The following is a 16,897-nucleotide window of genomic DNA, read 5'->3' on the forward strand; positions in this document are numbered from 1 at the left end:
CAACCCCCTACTTATTTGCTCTCGGCGCTGGCAAAAGCCTGGCGATGCAGAATAGCAATGAACTCTTCCATGAAGTTGTCATAGTTTTGTTCAAGTTTATTCACACGCTGGTTCAGGCGGTTATATGCCATAACAGCAGGGATTGCAGCAAACAAACCGATTGCCGTAGCAATCAGTGCTTCAGCAATACCTGGCGCAACCATTTGTAAGGTCGCCTGCTTGACGGCACCCAGAGAAATAAAGGCATGCATAATCCCCCATACTGTACCAAACAGACCGATATATGGGCTGATAGAACCAACAGTACCAAGGAAAGGAATATGGGTTTCCAGCGCTTCTAATTCACGGTTCATAGAGATACGCATCGCACGAGAAGCGCCGTCAATCACAGCTTCGGGTGCGTGGCTGTTTGCACGATGTAAACGAGCAAACTCTTTAAATCCAGAATGGAAGATTTGCTCGGAACCACCAAGCGTATCGCGACGAGCCTGACTTTCTTGATACAGACGGGACAGCTCAATGCCGGACCAAAATTTATCTTCGAAAGCCTCTGCATCGCGGGTGGCAGCATTCAGAATACGCGTTCGCTGAATGATGATCGCCCATGAAGCAATAGAAAAGCCCATCAATACCAGCATGATAAGCTTAACGAATAGGCTTGCCTGCAGGAATAAATCCAGAATGTTCATGTCAGCCACTACTTAAACTCCGCGACAATAGACTTAGGAAGCGCTCTTGGCTTCATTTGGTGTGGATCGATACATGCGATCAATACTTCTGCACTACTCAGAAGATTGCCATGTGAGTCGAGAATTCGTTGAGCAAACGTGAGAGAAGCTCCACGCATTGCGGTAATTTCACTCTGAACTTCCAGCATATCATCAAGACGTGCAGGCGCCAGGTATTCTACCGTCATGCGGCGGACAGCGAAAGCGACATGCTCACTGAGCAATTGCTGCTGGTGAAAATTGCGTTGGCGCAACATTTCCGTGCGCGCCCTTTCGTAAAAGGCAACGTAGCGCGCGTGGTAAACCACGCCACCAGCATCGGTGTCTTCAAAATAGACACGAACCGGCCATCGAAACAACGTATTACTCACTCTACTTCCCAGTAATGCAGTTAACGGACACACTATACTGAAGAGCGTTAAGCTTTGGAATCACTTGCGAGAATAGAACGAAAATAATTATGGGCCAAGCGGCCCATAAAGGAGAGATTGTATTCAGATTAGGCGAAACGTACTCAGATTAGACAAAAAAGTAGAATAATCCCGCGCCCAAGATCACAATTGCAGGAAGTGGTGAGAAAAAAGCACGCAACCACACCCGCTTAGGGCGAAAACCAACGCCATGAATCACACCGGTACACACTGCCCACACGATAAATACCTCTTGCCAGACTTCAAGTGAGCTGGTTGCCGCCGCAAAACGCGAAGGGTCCCAAAATACACAGAAAGCCACAGCAAATGCGAGCACCAGTGAAAGGGCCCGTAAAGGGCCCTTATCCATTAAATCGTATAGCTTATCGGACAACATCATCATTGCCATTGTTAGCGGCTTTCGCTGCTGCGTTGGCTTCACTCTGCTCCAGCGCCAGAGCAGTAATGATACCAAAGGAGCAGGCCAGAAGTGTCCCTAGAATCCAGGCAAAATACCACATGCTTTATGCTCCTTAGTACAGTGAGTGCTTGTTGTTTTCGATAAAGTCTTTATCAATGCGCCCGAACATTTTGTAATAACACCAGCTGGTGTAAATCAAGATGATAGGAACAAAGATGATCGCAACAATGGTCATCACTTTCAGCGTCAACAGGCTAGATGTTGCATCCCACATTGTCAGACTGACATTTGGCATAGTGCTTGATGGCATAACGAACGGGAACATGGTGACCCCGGCGGTCAGAATCACGCAAGCAATCGTCAGTGATGAGAATAAGAAGGCCCAAGCCCCTTTTTCAAGACGCGACAGTATAATAGTGAACAGTGGCAGAATCACTCCAAGTGCAGGTAGCGCCCACAAGCTTGGGTACTTGTTGAAGTTAATCAACCATGCACCAGCCTGATGTGCGACTTCTTTGCGCATCGGGTTAGATTCAGCAGCTCTATCCAATACTGAAGTAATCACAAAGCCATCAATACCGTTAACTAACCAGATACCGGCCAGCAAGAATGCAACGCCCATGACCAGCGCGGAAATTTGCGCAGCGGCACGGGAACGCAGATGCAACTCACCACGAGTACGCATTTGCAGATAAGTTGCCCCTTGGGTGACCAGCATGGTCAAGCTGACAACCCCTGCTAACAGGCCAAACGGGTTCAGTAACTGGAAGAAGTTACCCGTGTAGAACAGGCGCATGTACTCATTCATGTGGAATGGCACACCTTGCAGCAAGTTACCAAATGCCACACCGAAGACAACTGCAGGCACGAAGCTACCGATGAAGATGCCCCAGTCCCACATGTTGCGCCAGCGGCTATTCTCCAGCTTAGAACGGTAGTCAAAACCGACCGGACGGAAGAATAACGCAGCCAATACCAGAATCATCGCAATATAGAAGCCGGAGAATGCAGCTGCATACACCATTGGCCAGGCAGCGAACAGTGCCCCACCCGCTGTAATCAGCCAAACCTGATTACCATCCCAGTGAGGGGCAATCGAGTTAATCATAATGCGGCGTTCTGTATCATTTTTACCGATGATACGCAGCAGGATACCGACGCCCATGTCGAAACCATCGGTGACTGCGAAACCAATCAGCAGCACACCGATCAGCAGCCACCAGATAAATCGTAATACTTCATAATCAAACATAAGTGGACTCCTGTTTACCGTGCTTCCTGCACTGGGGCAGTCGGCTGTTCAAAATGATAGCGGCCAGTTTTCAGGCTGCTAGGCCCAAGGCGCGCGAATTTGAACATCAGGTACATCTCTGCCACCAGGAACAGCGTGTACAAACCACAAATCAGTGCCATGGAGAACAGAATGTCGCCAGCAGTGACGGATGAGTTTGCAATTGCTGTCGGTAGCACTTCACCGATGGCCCAAGGTTGACGGCCATATTCAGCCACAAACCAACCTGCTTCAACTGCAATCCACGGTAACGGAATACCGTACAATGCGGCACGCAGTAGCCATTTCTTCTCGCCAATCCGACCACGAACCACGTTATAGAACGAGAGGCCGATGATCAGTAACATCAGGAAGCCACAAGCCACCATGATGCGGAATGCGAAGTAAAGCGGCAGAACACGCGGGATAGAGTCCTTGGCGGCTAACTGGATTTGCTCTTCAGTCGCGTCTGTTACGTTTTCTGTATAGCGCTTGAGTAGCATGCCATAGCCAAGATCTTGCTTCGCTTTATTGAAGGCTTCACGTACCGCCGGATCAGTATTGCCATTACGTAACTGTTCAAGCAGATGGTAAGCCTGGATACCATTACGAATCCGCACTTCATGCTGAGACATCAAATCACGCAAACCAATCACCGGTGTATCCAGTGAGCGGGTAGCGATAATGCCCAATGCAAAGGGGATCTGAACCGCAAACCGGTTCTCCATGGTTTCCTGATTAGGAATGGCAAACAGCGTAAAGGCTGCCGGAGGTGGTTGAGTTTCCCATTCCGCTTCAATCGCAGCCAGTTTGGTTTTCTGCACGTCACCCATTTCATAGCCAGATTCATCACCCAGCACGATAACAGACAGCGTTGCAGCTAAACCGAAGCTTGCAGCGATAGCAAAGGAGCGTTTAGCAAACGGAATATCACGGCCTTTCAGCAGATAGTAAGAGCTGATACCCAGAACAAACATGGCACCGGTAACATAACCAGCAGCCACAGTGTGAACGAATTTCACCTGAGCGACTGGGTTTAGAACCAGTTCTGAGAAACTCAGCATTTCCATACGCATGGTTTCAAAGTTGAAGTCAGACGCAATCGGGTTTTGCATCCAGCCGTTAGCAACCAAGATCCACAACGCAGAGAAGTTAGAGCCTAATGCAACCAGCCAGGTTACGGCCAAATGCTGGTGTTTACTCAGGCGATCCCAACCGAAGAAGAATAGACCGACAAAAGTAGATTCTAAGAAGAACGCCATTAAACCTTCGATTGCCAGAGGGGCACCGAAGATATCACCGACGTAATGTGAGAAATATGACCAGTTAGTCCCGAATTGGAACTCCATAGTCAAACCAGTGGCAACCCCCAGAGCAAAGTTAATAGCAAATAACTTGCCCCAGAATTTGGTCATATCTTTATAGATTTGTTTACCAGACAGCACATAAACCGATTCCATAATTGCCAACATAAACGCCATACCCAGCGTTAGTGGGACAAATAAGAAATGGTACATTGCCGTTAAGGCAAACTGTAACCGTGACAGTTCGACAATATCAAACATCTTGACTCCTTGCTCCTCGCAGGAAGACTCCGACTTGCGGTAACGCGACCTCCATGTTAATTGGAAATCTCATATTGACCCGCAGTGAATGCCCAAAAAAACACAACAAAAATAACAATATCAACTACCCAGTATTACACCGCGGTAATAGTACGCTTCTAATCCCACACAATAAATAGGATTTTACGTGACCCAGCTTAGAGTTCTGGATACAGGTCAACAAATAGGCCATTTGCCCATAATGTCATAGTTTGATCCAGAACAATTTAAGCCCATATGAACATTATTGCCATATTCAAAACTTGATTTAGAACAATTAATTCTTTTTCATGTTAATTAAAAGTTTGATTGTTTTTATATAATCCAGAACTGTTAATAAAATGTAATTTTATGGTTTATCTAATGCTTTATTACGTCGTTATTATGCGATCCAAGTTAACTTTTAAATTTATTAGTTTCAGGGTGAGTTAAATCACAATTTCGAGTTTTACATGAATATATTAGTCTATTCTGAGGGAAGCGTTCGCTAGTGTTGCCATTTTGTTGCATGATAAAGTGCTATTACTTGATAAAATATTGAATCCCCTACAATGAAAAAAATAGCACTCACCACCTTACTCTGTGTTAGCACCACCGCCATCGCCGCACCGCAAGTCGACGTCACTATCTTGGGCACCTCTGATTTACATGGCACTTTTGTGCCGTGGGACTATGCCACGGACAGTGAAAATCTGGCCGGTAGCCTGAGCCAAATCGCCACCAAAGTGCAGAAAATCCGCGCCGAGCAGCCCAACATTATTTTGGTTGATGCCGGTGATACCATTCAGGGCAACTTTGTTGAAACCTTTAAGAATGAGCCCATCAGCCCGATGATTCTCGGCTTTAATGCCTTGAAATATGACGCCTGGGTGATGGGTAACCATGAGTTTGATTTTGGCTTAAAAATCCTTTCTACCTCTCTTAAGCAATTCGACGGTACTGCGCTGGCGGGTAATATTTTCTGGGATTCAGGTAAACCCTACCTACCCTCTTATAAAATTATTGAGCGCCAAGGAGTTAAAATTGGCATCATCGGCATGGATACCCCAATGACTGCCGAGTTCGCTCAGGGAACCGGCCGCATCAATGGTATCCATTTCACTGATCCGGTGCAGGAAGTGAAAAAGGTTATTCAGCAAATCCAGCCGCAAGTCGATGCCATTGTGCTGGTTGCTCATATGGGGATAGATAATGAAAATCAGCGGCCAGGAACGGGTGTTGGCGATATAGCCAAAGCCAACCCAGAACTCGCAGCTATAGTTGCTGGCCATATGCATGTGAAGATTGATAAGGCCGTGGTTAATGGCGTTATTATTACCGAGCCGGATAAATACGGCCGCGCACTGTCCCGTATTGACCTGAAATTTGAACAGCGAGATGGCAAGTACCAACTCATCGACAAAGACAGCTATACCTACCCTATCCAAGGCATTAAGTCAGATAAAACGCTGGAAGCTATTTACCAGCCTTACCATGACATTTTGCGCGCCAATGCTAATCGGGTTATTGCTAAGTTGAGTGGTAGCAATCTGGTGCCGCCGGATGAGATTAAAGGCATTCCTCAAGTGCATGTGCAGGACACAGGTATCAGCGCTCTGTATCAGGAAGCAGCTCATTATTATGCTCCCCATGCGCAGGTCATCGCCTTGCAGATTGATAATGACCATCCCAAGCTGGATGTCGGTGATATCACCGCTAAAGACATTGCATTTAACTATCAATATGCTGGCGGTGAAATCACGGTTTATTCTCTAACCGGCAAAGAGTTAAAGCAATATATGGAGTGGTCGGCGGGCTACTTTAACCAAGTCAAACCGGGGGATGTCACTTACAGCTTTAATCCGCAACGCCGAGCCTCAAAATATTCAACCAATGATTTCTTTGATGGCGTGACTTATACCATTGATTTGCGCCAGCCGGTGGGTTCGCGGATCACCGATTTACGGCTTACTGATGGTACCCCTGTCATTGATATCACCCCAATTCATCTGGGAATGAACAGTTATCGGATGGGCCATCTGACACAAAAAGGTGGCGTGCTCGAAGGGCAAAAATTCCCAATATTGTCCGACAGTAAAGCACAATACGGTGAAGAAGAAGGCACTATCCGTAATCTGACTATTCGCTATCTGACTGTGGTTAAGTCCGGCAAGTATGAGGGCAAACCTCAGCAACGTTGGCAATTAGTGGGATTAGAAGGCTATGACAAAGAGCGGCAGATTGTTAAGCAACTGATTAATCAGGGGACTATTTCAGTACCGTCCACTGCCGATGGCCGTTATACCAACATTGCGTCAATCAATGTTAAAGATAAATTGTTTAAGGATAAAGCCAGTTACAATGCGGCATTAACGGCGTTGCAGCAGCAAGCCGCCAGCGCCACGACTGAACAAACCAAGCAACAAGCGCAAACGGATATTGCACTGATTACTGCTTTGAATAAGTTCTGATTGAGCATTAAAAAGGCCACCGCAAGGTGGCCTTTATGTCGAGCGTGCTATTGAGGTAGCGGCTGTTACTTATTGCTTTGGTATACCGCTTTCACCGCATTACCAATTTCAGCCAGGCTACGCACGGTTTTCACACCCGCCGCTTCCAGAGCAGCGAATTTGTCATCCGCAGTCCCTTTACCACCAGCAATGATGGCACCAGCATGGCCCATACGTTTGCCTTTTGGTGCAGTTACACCGGCGATGTAGCCCACAACAGGTTTGGTCACGTGCTCTTTAATATAAGCTGCCGCTTCTTCTTCTGCATTACCACCGATTTCACCGATCATCACGATGACTTCAGTTTGTGGGTCTTCCTGGAATAACTTCAGAATATCGATAAAGTTAGAACCAGGGATTGGGTCGCCACCAATACCAACGCAGCTTGATTGGCCGAAACCGATATCAGTAGTCTGTTTTACCGCTTCATAAGTCAGAGTGCCTGAACGCGAAACGATACCGACTTTACCCGGCAAGTGGATATGGCCAGGCATGATGCCAATCTTACATTCACCTGGGGTGATAACACCCGGGCAGTTAGGGCCGATCATGCGCGCATCGGATTGATCCAATTTGACTTTTACGACCAGCATATCCAGTGTCGGGATGCCTTCAGTAATACAGATGATCAATTTTATACCGGCGTCGATAGCTTCCAGAATTGAATCTTTACAGAACGGCGCTGGCACATAGATAACAGAGGCTGTGGCACCGGTCGTTTCTACAGCTTCACGAACGGTATTGAACACCGGCAGACCAAGATGCTGGGTTCCGCCTTTGCCTGGCGTAACACCGCCAACCATTTTGGTACCATAGGCGATAGCTTGTTCTGAGTGGAAAGTCCCTTGGCTACCGGTAAAGCCCTGGCAAATAACTTTGGTGTTTTTATCAATTAAAATAGACATTATTTAGCCCCCACTGCCGCTACAACTTGCTGAGCCGCATCTGTCAGGCTGGTCGCAGCAATGATATTCAAACCGCTGTCTGCCAGTTTTTTGGCACCCAGTTCGGCATTATTCCCTTCCAGACGAACCACGACCGGCACGTTGACACCCACTTCTTCAACCGCACCAATAATGCCGTCAGCAATCAGGTCACAACGCACGATCCCGCCGAAGATGTTAACGAAAACCGCTTTCACTTTGTCATCAGACAAAATGATTTTAAAGGCTTCAGTCACGCGCTCTTTGGTGGCACCACCGCCAACATCGAGGAAGTTAGCCGGTTCGCCACCGTGCAGTTTCACGATATCCATGGTACCCATCGCCAAACCAGCGCCGTTTACCATGCAACCAATGTTGCCATCCAGCGCGACGTAGTTCAGTTCCCACTGCGCAGCATGTGCTTCGCGGGCATCTTCCTGACTTGGGTCACGCATTTCGCGCAGTTCAGGCTGGCGGAACAAAGCATTGCCATCAGCACCCAGCTTGCCATCCAAGCAGATCAAATCGCCTTGTTTGGTGATAACCAGTGGGTTGATCTCGACCATTGCCAAATCACGTTCCAGGAACATGGTTGCCAGACCCATAAAGATCTTGCTGAACTGAGTCACTTGCTTACCAGTCAGACCCAGTTTAAAGGCTAATTCACGACCTTGATAAGGTTGCGGGCCAGTCAACGGGTCCAACGCGATTTTGTGGATCAGTTCTGGTGTCTCTTCAGCCACTTTTTCAATTTCAACACCGCCTTCAGTGGATGCCATAAACACCACACGACGGGAGCTACGGTCAATAACTGCGCCCAGATAGAGCTCTTTATCAATATCTGTTGCAGCTTCAACCAAAATTTGGTGAACCGGCTGGCCATGGGCATCTGTCTGGTAAGTTACCAGTTTTTTACCCAGCCACTGTTCAGCGAAAGCACGAATATCTTCTTTGCTATTAACCAGTTTCACGCCGCCCGCTTTACCGCGACCGCCAGCATGTACCTGACATTTAACCACCCACGGGCCAGCACCGATTTTAGATGCGGCTTCTTCTGCTTCACGCGGTGTGGTACAGGCGTAACCCGTTGGAGCGGGCATGCCATACCGAGCAAACAGTTGTTTTGCCTGATATTCGTGTAAATTCATGATGTTCTATCCATATAAGGTCTGAGATGGGCCGAAGCCTTCCAGGTAGCCTGATTGCGCGGAGGCAGGTTATTAACACCTTGCAATCAGACTGACCTTGTCATTTATCTTTTTTATACATCAAGCAGCAAGCGAGCTGGATCTTCCAGCATCTCTTTCACTGTCACCAGATAACCAACAGACTCGCGGCCGTCGATCAAACGGTGATCGTAGGACAGTGCCAAATACATCATTGGCAGAATCACTACCTGACCATTTACCGCCATTGGGCGATCTTTAATGGCATGCATGCCAAGGATCGCGCTTTGTGGTGGGTTAATGATCGGAGTCGACATCAGTGAGCCGAATACGCCGCCATTGGTAATAGTGAAATTACCGCCAGTCAGTTCTTCAACTTTCAGTTTGCCGTCACGGCCTTTTACAGCCAGTTCTTTGATCTTTTTCTCAATATCAGCCATGCCCATGGTGTCTACATCACGCAGTACTGGAGTTACCAGGCCGCGCGGAGTCGAAACCGCAATGCTGACATCGAAGTAATTGTGGTAGACCACATCTTCGCCATCGAGGGAAGCATTCACTTCCGGATAACGTTTCAGTGCTTCAACAACGGCTTTAATATAGAAGGACATAAAGCCCAGACGAACACCGTGGCGTTTCTCAAAAGCTTCGCCATACTGCTTGCGCAGATCCATGATCGGCTTCATGTTGATTTCGTTAAACGTCGTCAACATTGCAGTGCTGTTTTTCGCTTCCAACAGGCGCTCGGCAACACGTTTACGCAGGCGCGTCATCGGAACACGTTTTTCACTGCGGCCGGCGATAGGTGCGACAGGTGCTGCGGTTTCAACTTTGGCTGCTGCCGCTGCGGGTGCCGACTTGCGGTTTGCCAAATGACTCTCGATATCTTCACGCGTCAGACGACCACCGACACCGCTGCCTTTGATTGCCGCTGCATCCAGAGAGTGCTCAGCAATCAGACGACGAATCGCCGGGCTGAGGGTATCGTTGCTTTCTTCTTCCAGGCTAGCCGTCTGGCGCTGAGCAGGAGTTGACTCAGTGCTCTGACTTTTCTCTTCCGTCGGCAGGCCGGAACTGTCACTTGGACGAATACGACCCAGTACCTGACGTGAAACGACTGTGGCACCTTCGTCTTCCAAAATGGCGTCCAAAATACCGTCCTGACTGGCCGGAACTTCCAGAATCACTTTGTCCGTTTCAATCTCAACCAGCACTTCATCACGTTTGACGCTATCGCCCGGTTTCTTGTGCCAAGTTGCTACAGAGCCATCGGCGACAGACTCAGGGAGGTCAGGAACATTAATATCTACGCTACTCATTCTCTATCCTTTATGTGTTAACCGGCTCGCTATTCAACGGTCAGCGCGTCATTAACCAGAGCTTGTTGTTGTTTCTGGTGTACGGAAATGTATCCAACTGCCGGTGAAGCTGAGGCTGGGCGGCCTGCGTAACGCAGGGAAGCACCAAATGGAATCACTTCACGGAAGTTATGTTGACTGCAATACCAGGCACCCTGGTTAAGCGGCTCTTCCTGACACCAGACGAAGTCATGTACATGAGCAAACTGTTCCAACACCGCTTGCACAGCTTGATGCGGGAACGGATAAAGTTGCTCGATACGCACGATGGCGACATCGGTTTGCCCATTCTTGCGACGCTGTTCCAGCAGGTCATAGTAGACTTTGCCTGAGCACATCACGACACGTTTGACGCCTTTCGGATCCAGCTCGTCAACTTCGCCAATCGCTGGCAAGAAGCTGCCATTCGCCAATTCATCCAGAGAAGATATCGCCAGCGGATGACGCAACAGCGACTTAGGCGACATGACCACCAACGGACGGCGCATACCACGTAATGCCTGACGGCGAATCATGTGGTAAACCTGTGCTGGCGTTGACGGGATACATACCTGCATGTTTTGTTCAGCACAAAGTTGCAGATAGCGTTCCAGTCGCGCAGAGGAGTGCTCTGGACCTTGCCCTTCGTAACCATGTGGCAGCAACATCACCAGACCACACATCCGGCCCCATTTCTGCTCGCCGGAGCTGATGAACTGGTCGATAACCACTTGAGCACCGTTGGCAAAGTCACCGAACTGCGCTTCCCAGATAGTCAGGGTGCGAGGTTCAGCCGTGGCGTAGCCATATTCAAATGCCAAAACAGCTTCTTCCGACAGCACCGAGTCCCATACCTGGAAGTTACCCTGCCCACTGTGAACATTTGCCAGTGGCACGTAAACAGAACCATTTTTCTGGTTATGAATTACCGCATGACGATGGAAGAAAGTACCGCGCCCCGCATCCTCACCGGATAAACGAATCGGAATACCTTCATCTACCAATGTGGCGTAGGCCAGAGTTTCAGCGCCACCCCAGTCAAATGGCTTCTCGCCTGCGGCCATCAAGGCGCGATCGCCATAGATCTTGGCAACACGCGATTGCATTTCAATGGCTTCCGGCGCGTGGCTAATACGACGCGCCAGCTCTTGCAGGCGTTTCATCTCAACTTTGCTTGGATATTCTTCGTCCCATTCATGGTTCAGATAAGGTGACCACGTGAAGGATTGCAGATTCATCGGACGCCACTCTTCCACCACACAGTCGCCGTGATCCAGAGCATCACGATACAGGTTGACCATTTCCGTGGCATCTTCCAGGCTGGCGATATTTTGCTCGGTCAGCTTGTCAGCATAGATTTTGCGCGGCGTCGGGTGTTTTTTGATCTTCTGATACATCACTGGCTGTGTGGCACTTGGCTCATCGGCTTCGTTATGCCCATGGCGACGGTAGCAAACCAGGTCGATCATCACGTCACGTTTAAAGGTGTTACGGAAATCCAACGCCAGACGGGTAACAAACGCCACAGCTTCAGGATCATCAGCATTTACGTGGAAAATAGGTGCCTGTACCATTTTGGCGATATCAGTACAGTACTGGGTAGAACGCGCATCCAGTGGGTTCGAGGTGGTGAAACCAATCTGGTTATTGATAACAATGCGCACCGTCCCGCCCACTTCATAGCCACGGGCCTGAGACATGTTCAAGGTTTCTTGCACCACACCTTGCCCGGCAATCGCCGCGTCACCATGAATGGTGATTGGCAATACCATGTTGCTGCGAGCTTCGTCGAGGCGGTCACGACGGGCACGTACCGAACCAATAACTACCGGACTAACAATTTCCAGATGCGATGGGTTGAAGGCTAACGCCAGATGAACCAGCCCGCCTTCAGTTTCGACATCTGAAGAGAAACCTTGGTGATATTTAACGTCACCGGTACCCAGATGTTCTTTATGCTTACCAGAGAACTCATCGAACAAATCTTCCGGTTTCTTACCCAGCACGTTAATCAATACGTTCAGACGGCCACGGTGAGCCATCCCCAGCACGACCTCACGAGTGCCGTTCTTACCCGCATGGCGAATCATCTCTTTCAGCATAGTGACCAGCGAATCGCCGCCCTCTAGCGAGAAACGCTTAGCGCCCGGGAATTTAGCCCCTAGATAACGTTCCAAACCTTCAGCGGCAGTCAGTTCGCTCAGGAAACGGCGCTTCTCTTCATCGCTGAATGTCGGTTTCCCGACCACCGACTCAATACGCTGCTGGATCCAGCGTTTTTCTTCGGTGTTGGTAATGTGCATGTACTCAGCGCCAATCGGGCCGCAGTAAGTCTGCTTCAGGGCTGCGTACAGGTCAGACAGCTTCATGGTCTCTTTGCCGATAGCAAAAGAGCCGACGTTGAAGGTGTTCTGGAAATCGGCTTCGGTCAGATTATGATAGGAAGGCTCAAGGTCTGGAACAGACTCCTGCTTCCACAAACCGAGTGGGTCAAGGTTGGCATGTTGATGGCCGCGAAAGCGGAAGGCGTTGATTAACTGCAACACCTTAACTTGCTTGGCATCATTTTCAGGATCGCTGATGGATGAGTTATAACGAGAGGTATCCTTCGCCAGGCGACGGAAATACTCACGAGTTTGAGAGTGGAACTGATCAGGTTTTACACCCGTCGTCGGTAGTTGTTGAAAAATTGAACGCCAACTATCATCAACGGAACCAGGATCGGTTAAAAAGTCTTCATAGAGCTGCTCTATGTAGGACTGGTTCGCGCCCGCCAGATAGGAGGAATCCAGCCAGGCCTTCATTGCGCCGTTCTGCATCATGATCCCTTAAGCTTTGAAGCTTCAGTTTTCGCCGTGGTTAACATATACACCGTAATATCAACGGTTTGCCGTAAAAACGGTTCACTCGATGTGCTCAATGCACATTCTGTTATGGACCTTAACGGTCCCGTTCAAGGAACCTCTAAAAACCGACAGCTCGCCAGCTTTTAGAGATTCCCTACCTTGAAGCAACCCGAGGAATACATTCCCCGGGTTAATAAACTCACATCATGCACTACGTTGCAACAACATAGACTTAATGTGGCCGATTGCTTTGGTCGGGTTAAGACCTTTAGGACAAACACTGACACAATTCATGATGCTATGGCAGCGGAAAACACTAAAAGCGTCGTCCAGATCATCCAAACGTGCTGCTGTTTCGGTATCACGGCTGTCTATCAGGAAGCGATAGGCTGCCAGTAACCCTGCCGGGCCAACAAATTTGTCCGGATTCCACCAGAATGACGGGCAAGAGGTTGAGCAACAAGCGCACAGGATACATTCATACAAACCATCCAGTTTTTCGCGCTGCTCCGGCGACTGTAAATGCTCACGTGCTGGCGGATTTTTGCCATCATTCAACAGGTAAGGTTTAATTTTCTCATACTGAGTATAAAACTGCCCCATATCGACCACTAAATCCCGCACCACCGGTAACCCCGGCAATGGGCGAATCACAATCTTTTTATTGCCCTTTTGCAAAACTGAAATCGGCGTAATGCAGGCCAAGCCATTTTTGCCATTCATATTCAGGCCGTCGGAACCACAAACACCTTCACGGCATGAGCGGCGGAACGACAAAGTCGGATCTTTTTCTTTTAACTGGATAAGTGCGTCCAGCAACATCATATCCCGGCCTTCTTCCGCTTCCAGGGTGTAATCCTGCATGTGCGGCGCGTTATCGACGTCCGGGTTATAGCGATAAATCGAGAATTCAAGCTTCATGACCTATTCCTCCGTAACGGGCATCAGTAAGAACGCACTTTCGGCGGGAACGCCGCGCGTAGCTTAGGTTGCATGTTTACCTCACGGCGGGTCATGCTTTCAGTGTCCGGCAAATACAGCGAGTGACACAGCCAGTTCGCATCGTCACGTTCCGGGAAGTCAAAGCGACTATGAGCGCCACGACTTTCGGTACGGAAGTTTGCTGACACCGCGGTGGAAAACGCAGTTTCCATCAGGTTATCCAACTCCAGACATTCAATACGTTGGGTATTGAACTCACTGGAAGTGTCATCCAGACGGGCATTTCGCAGACGCTCACGGATAGTTTTCAGTTCTTCCAATCCATTTGCCATGGCATCGCCTTCACGGAATACCGAGAAGTTATTCTGCATGCAGGATTGTAATGCTTTGCGGATCTCAACCGGATCTTCACCGGAACGGGTGTTATTCCAGCGGTTCATTCGATCCAGTGAAGCTTCAATATCTGAATCACTGGCATCGCGGCTGCTACCCTGCTCCATTAAGGACTCTTGCAGATGCATACCGGCGGCGCGACCAAATACCACCAAGTCCAGTAAGGAGTTGCCACCCAGACGGTTTGCACCATGGACGGAAACACAGGCAATTTCACCTACCGCAAACAAGCCAGGGATAACAACATCTTCGCCCTTTTCATTTACCGTGATGGCCTGACCGGTTACTTTGGTCGGGATCCCGCCCATCATATAATGACAAGTTGGAATCACCGGGATAGGTTCTTTGATTGGATCGACGTGGGCAAAGGTGCGAGATAACTCAAGAATACCCGGCAGACGGGATTCCAGAACCTCTTTACCCAAATGATCCAGTTTCAATTTGGCATGAGGGCCCCAAGGACCGTCACAACCGCGGCCTTCACGAATTTCAATCATGATAGAACGTGCCACTACGTCACGACCCGCCAAATCTTTGGCGTTCGGGGCATAACGTTCCATAAAGCGCTCGCCGTGTTTATTCAGCAGATAACCGCCTTCACCACGACAACCTTCAGTCACCAATACCCCCGCCCCGGCGATACCCGTCGGATGGAACTGCCACATTTCCATGTCCTGCACCGGAACACCGGCACGCAGGGCCATGCCCACACCGTCACCGGTATTAATGTGCGCATTGGTTGTTGATTGATAAATACGCCCGGCACCGCCGGTAGCCAATATCGTGGCGCGCGCTTTGAAATAGACCACTTCACCGGTTTCAATGCAGATAGCGGTACAGCCAACAAAAGCGCCGTCCTGATTCTTCACTAAATCCAGCGCATACCACTCGGAGAAAATGGTGGTGTGGTTTTTCAGGTTTTGCTGATAAAGGGTATGTAACAGTGCATGCCCAGTACGGTCAGCCGCAGCCGCTGTACGCGCCGCTTGCCCACCGCCGAAGTTAAGCGACTGCCCACCGAATGGCCGTTGGTAAATACTGCCGTCTTCTAAACGGGAGAAAGGCAAGCCCATGTGCTCCAGTTCGAGAACCGCTTCCGGGCCAGTTTTACACATATATTCGATGGCATCCTGGTCACCGATATAATCGGAACCCTTTACCGTGTCGTACATATGCCATTCCCAGTTATCTTCGTGGGTGTTACCCAGTGCGACAGTAATACCCCCCTGCGCAGATACGGTATGGGAACGAGTTGGGAAAACTTTAGATATCAGGGCGCAAGACAACCCCATTTGTGAAATTTGCAGTGCTGCGCGCATACCTGCGCCACCTGCACCGATAACAACAGCATCAAACTCTCTGACCGGCAGTTTCATTTAAGCACCCCACACCACAATTGTTCCATACAGTAGATAGACCAGCAGCGTAATCACGACGGCCAGTTGTAACACCAGACGTACCGCCAGCGGCTTTATATAGTCCGTTAATACCTGCCACAGACCAATCCAGGCGTGAGCCAAAATTGACAGTAATGTCAGCAGGGTAAACACTTTTGTGATGTGCGAAGCGAAGAAGCCACGCCAGATTTCGTAGGTGATATCTGGGACAATAACAACAAAGCCCAGAATATAGAGAACATACAGAGTGATGACGATTGCAGAAGCACGTAGTAACAGCCAGTCGTGTACTCCATTACGCCCTAACGCAGAAGCATTGCTTACCATACAAGGACTCCAGCTAAAACTGACAGCACCAAGGTTAACACCATTGCGACTTGGGCGGAGCGGGTCCCCGCAGCCAAGCTCTCTTCGATATAGCCGAAATCCATTAACAAGTGACGAATGCCACCGCAAATGTGATAGGCCAGCGCAGTGAGTATTCCCCAGAAGATGAATTTAACAAAAAAGCTATTCATGATCGCCGCGGCTTGCATGAATCCCTCTTGCGAGGAAACAGACAAACCTAACAGCCAAAGGAGGATACCAACGGCAACGAAAGTAATTACGCCAGAGACTCGGTGTAAAATGGACGCTATCGCAGTAACAGGAAATCGAATCGTTTGCAGATCCAAATTGACAGGTCTTTGTTTTTTCACGTTTTTGCCCACACAGCTTTTATTATTTTCCATCCTCCGGATCTGGGTGGGGGTCAGACAGCGTTAAGAGCCGAAACCCTTCACATCACACGTTTAGACATAACATCCTGAATGCTTAAACGGTGTGCTCTATATAACGCTGGGTGCTCCTACTTCAGGGTAATCCGGAGACCTGGCGGCAGTATAGGTGGTTCACATTCTTATTACAATTCCCACACAAACTGATTGGTAACATTTCCCCTGAACAGTGATTAGGATCACGATTTACACAAT

The 16,897-nt window shown here is 49.1% G+C and carries 15 protein-coding genes; 1 reads left to right on the forward strand and 14 read right to left on the reverse strand.

Translation table 11 applies throughout. From position 1 onward, the window contains the following. Positions 1–11: 11 nt before the first annotated feature. The 6 genes from tolQ to cydA all read right to left on the reverse strand — a co-directional run bounded on the left by tolQ (position 12) and on the right by cydA (position 4,394). Positions 12–698 (reverse strand): Tol-Pal system protein TolQ, encoded by a 687-nt coding sequence (gene tolQ / locus N0H69_RS18225; RefSeq protein ID WP_004393307.1) that lies wholly within the window; start codon positions 696–698, stop codon positions 12–14. Then, a complete protein-coding gene (gene ybgC / locus N0H69_RS18230; protein ID WP_005165498.1) occupies positions 698–1,099 on the reverse strand; it encodes a tol-pal system-associated acyl-CoA thioesterase in 402 nt (133 codons plus the stop codon). Before ybgC ends, tolQ begins: the two co-directional genes overlap by 1 nt. 148 nt (positions 1,100–1,247) lie before the next feature. Beyond that, complete coding sequence (ybgE, locus tag N0H69_RS18235) at positions 1,248–1,535, reverse strand: cyd operon protein YbgE (protein ID WP_172665444.1); 288 nt, start codon at positions 1,533–1,535, stop codon at positions 1,248–1,250. Then, the gene (gene cydX, locus N0H69_RS18240) at positions 1,522–1,659 is read right to left on the reverse strand and encodes a cytochrome bd-I oxidase subunit CydX (protein ID WP_004712290.1); all 138 of its coding nucleotides are present in this window, start codon (positions 1,657–1,659) and stop codon (positions 1,522–1,524) included. The genes ybgE and cydX overlap by 14 nt, the downstream gene beginning before the upstream one ends. 12 nt (positions 1,660–1,671) lie before the next feature. Continuing rightward, positions 1,672–2,811, reverse strand: coding sequence for a cytochrome d ubiquinol oxidase subunit II (gene cydB, locus N0H69_RS18245; protein ID WP_050107756.1), 1,140 nt, complete (start codon positions 2,809–2,811; stop codon positions 1,672–1,674). A 14-nt stretch (positions 2,812–2,825) separates the two neighbouring features. Next, positions 2,826–4,394, reverse strand: a complete 1,569-nt coding sequence (gene cydA, locus N0H69_RS18250) for a cytochrome ubiquinol oxidase subunit I (protein WP_050107757.1) — start codon at positions 4,392–4,394, stop codon at positions 2,826–2,828. 590 nt (positions 4,395–4,984) lie between these two features. On the opposite strand from cydA, the gene N0H69_RS18255 reads away from it, so the two are divergent. Beyond that, positions 4,985–6,883, forward strand: a complete 1,899-nt coding sequence (locus tag N0H69_RS18255; RefSeq protein ID WP_050151602.1) for a bifunctional metallophosphatase/5'-nucleotidase — start codon at positions 4,985–4,987, stop codon at positions 6,881–6,883. A gap of 65 nt (positions 6,884–6,948) precedes the next feature. On the opposite strand, the gene sucD is transcribed toward N0H69_RS18255, so the two are convergent. The 8 genes from sucD to sdhC form a co-directional block, all read right to left on the reverse strand. Next, complete coding sequence (gene sucD / locus N0H69_RS18260; RefSeq protein WP_025377611.1) at positions 6,949–7,827, reverse strand: succinate--CoA ligase subunit alpha; 879 nt, start codon at positions 7,825–7,827, stop codon at positions 6,949–6,951. Further along, positions 7,827–8,993: an ADP-forming succinate--CoA ligase subunit beta gene (sucC, locus tag N0H69_RS18265; RefSeq protein WP_050107761.1), complete on the reverse strand. Its 1,167-nt coding sequence runs from the start codon at positions 8,991–8,993 to the stop codon at positions 7,827–7,829. The genes sucD and sucC overlap by 1 nt, the downstream gene beginning before the upstream one ends. A gap of 113 nt (positions 8,994–9,106) precedes the next feature. Beyond that, positions 9,107–10,330, reverse strand: a complete 1,224-nt coding sequence (gene odhB, locus N0H69_RS18270; protein WP_050122430.1) for a 2-oxoglutarate dehydrogenase complex dihydrolipoyllysine-residue succinyltransferase — start codon at positions 10,328–10,330, stop codon at positions 9,107–9,109. Between the two features lie 29 nt (positions 10,331–10,359). Next, positions 10,360–13,167, reverse strand: coding sequence for a 2-oxoglutarate dehydrogenase E1 component (sucA, locus tag N0H69_RS18275; protein WP_050107765.1), 2,808 nt, complete (start codon positions 13,165–13,167; stop codon positions 10,360–10,362). A gap of 231 nt (positions 13,168–13,398) precedes the next feature. After that, complete coding sequence (locus N0H69_RS18280; RefSeq protein WP_050107767.1) at positions 13,399–14,115, reverse strand: succinate dehydrogenase iron-sulfur subunit; 717 nt, start codon at positions 14,113–14,115, stop codon at positions 13,399–13,401. 23 nt (positions 14,116–14,138) lie between these two features. After that, positions 14,139–15,905 (reverse strand): succinate dehydrogenase flavoprotein subunit, encoded by a 1,767-nt coding sequence (gene sdhA, locus N0H69_RS18285; RefSeq protein WP_050107768.1) that lies wholly within the window; start codon positions 15,903–15,905, stop codon positions 14,139–14,141. Then, the gene (gene sdhD, locus N0H69_RS18290; RefSeq protein WP_025377606.1) at positions 15,906–16,253 is read right to left on the reverse strand and encodes a succinate dehydrogenase membrane anchor subunit; all 348 of its coding nucleotides are present in this window, start codon (positions 16,251–16,253) and stop codon (positions 15,906–15,908) included. Next, positions 16,247–16,657: a succinate dehydrogenase cytochrome b556 subunit gene (gene sdhC / locus N0H69_RS18295; RefSeq protein ID WP_172460456.1), complete on the reverse strand. Its 411-nt coding sequence runs from the start codon at positions 16,655–16,657 to the stop codon at positions 16,247–16,249. Before sdhC ends, sdhD begins: the two co-directional genes overlap by 7 nt. Positions 16,658–16,897 lie beyond the last annotated feature (240 nt).

The organism is Yersinia alsatica (genome assembly GCF_025133195.1).
GTDB lineage: Bacteria > Pseudomonadota > Gammaproteobacteria > Enterobacterales > Enterobacteriaceae > Yersinia > Yersinia alsatica.

Bases quoted from the DNA above. Each gene is read 5' to 3' on its own strand.
- sdhD (WP_025377606.1), bottom strand. From the start codon at position 16,253: ATGGTAAGCAATGCTTCTGCGTTAGGGCGTAATGGAGTACACGACTGG.
- N0H69_RS18280 (WP_050107767.1), bottom strand. From the start codon at position 14,115: ATGAAGCTTGAATTCTCGATTTATCGCTATAACCCGGACGTCGATAAC.
- sdhC (WP_172460456.1), bottom strand. From the start codon at position 16,657: ATGGAAAATAATAAAAGCTGTGTGGGCAAAAACGTGAAAAAACAAAGA.
- cydB (WP_050107756.1), bottom strand. From the start codon at position 2,811: ATGTTTGATTATGAAGTATTACGATTTATCTGGTGGCTGCTGATCGGT.
- sucC (WP_050107761.1), bottom strand. From the start codon at position 8,993: ATGAATTTACACGAATATCAGGCAAAACAACTGTTTGCTCGGTATGGC.
- sucA (WP_050107765.1), bottom strand. From the start codon at position 13,167: ATGCAGAACGGCGCAATGAAGGCCTGGCTGGATTCCTCCTATCTGGCG.
- sdhA (WP_050107768.1), bottom strand. From the start codon at position 15,905: ATGAAACTGCCGGTCAGAGAGTTTGATGCTGTTGTTATCGGTGCAGGT.
- ybgE (WP_172665444.1), bottom strand. From the start codon at position 1,535: ATGTTGTCCGATAAGCTATACGATTTAATGGATAAGGGCCCTTTACGG.
- N0H69_RS18255 (WP_050151602.1), top strand. From the start codon at position 4,985: ATGAAAAAAATAGCACTCACCACCTTACTCTGTGTTAGCACCACCGCC.
- odhB (WP_050122430.1), bottom strand. From the start codon at position 10,330: ATGAGTAGCGTAGATATTAATGTTCCTGACCTCCCTGAGTCTGTCGCC.
- cydA (WP_050107757.1), bottom strand. From the start codon at position 4,394: ATGTTTGATATTGTCGAACTGTCACGGTTACAGTTTGCCTTAACGGCA.
- sucD (WP_025377611.1), bottom strand. From the start codon at position 7,827: ATGTCTATTTTAATTGATAAAAACACCAAAGTTATTTGCCAGGGCTTT.
- cydX (WP_004712290.1), bottom strand. From the start codon at position 1,659: ATGTGGTATTTTGCCTGGATTCTAGGGACACTTCTGGCCTGCTCCTTT.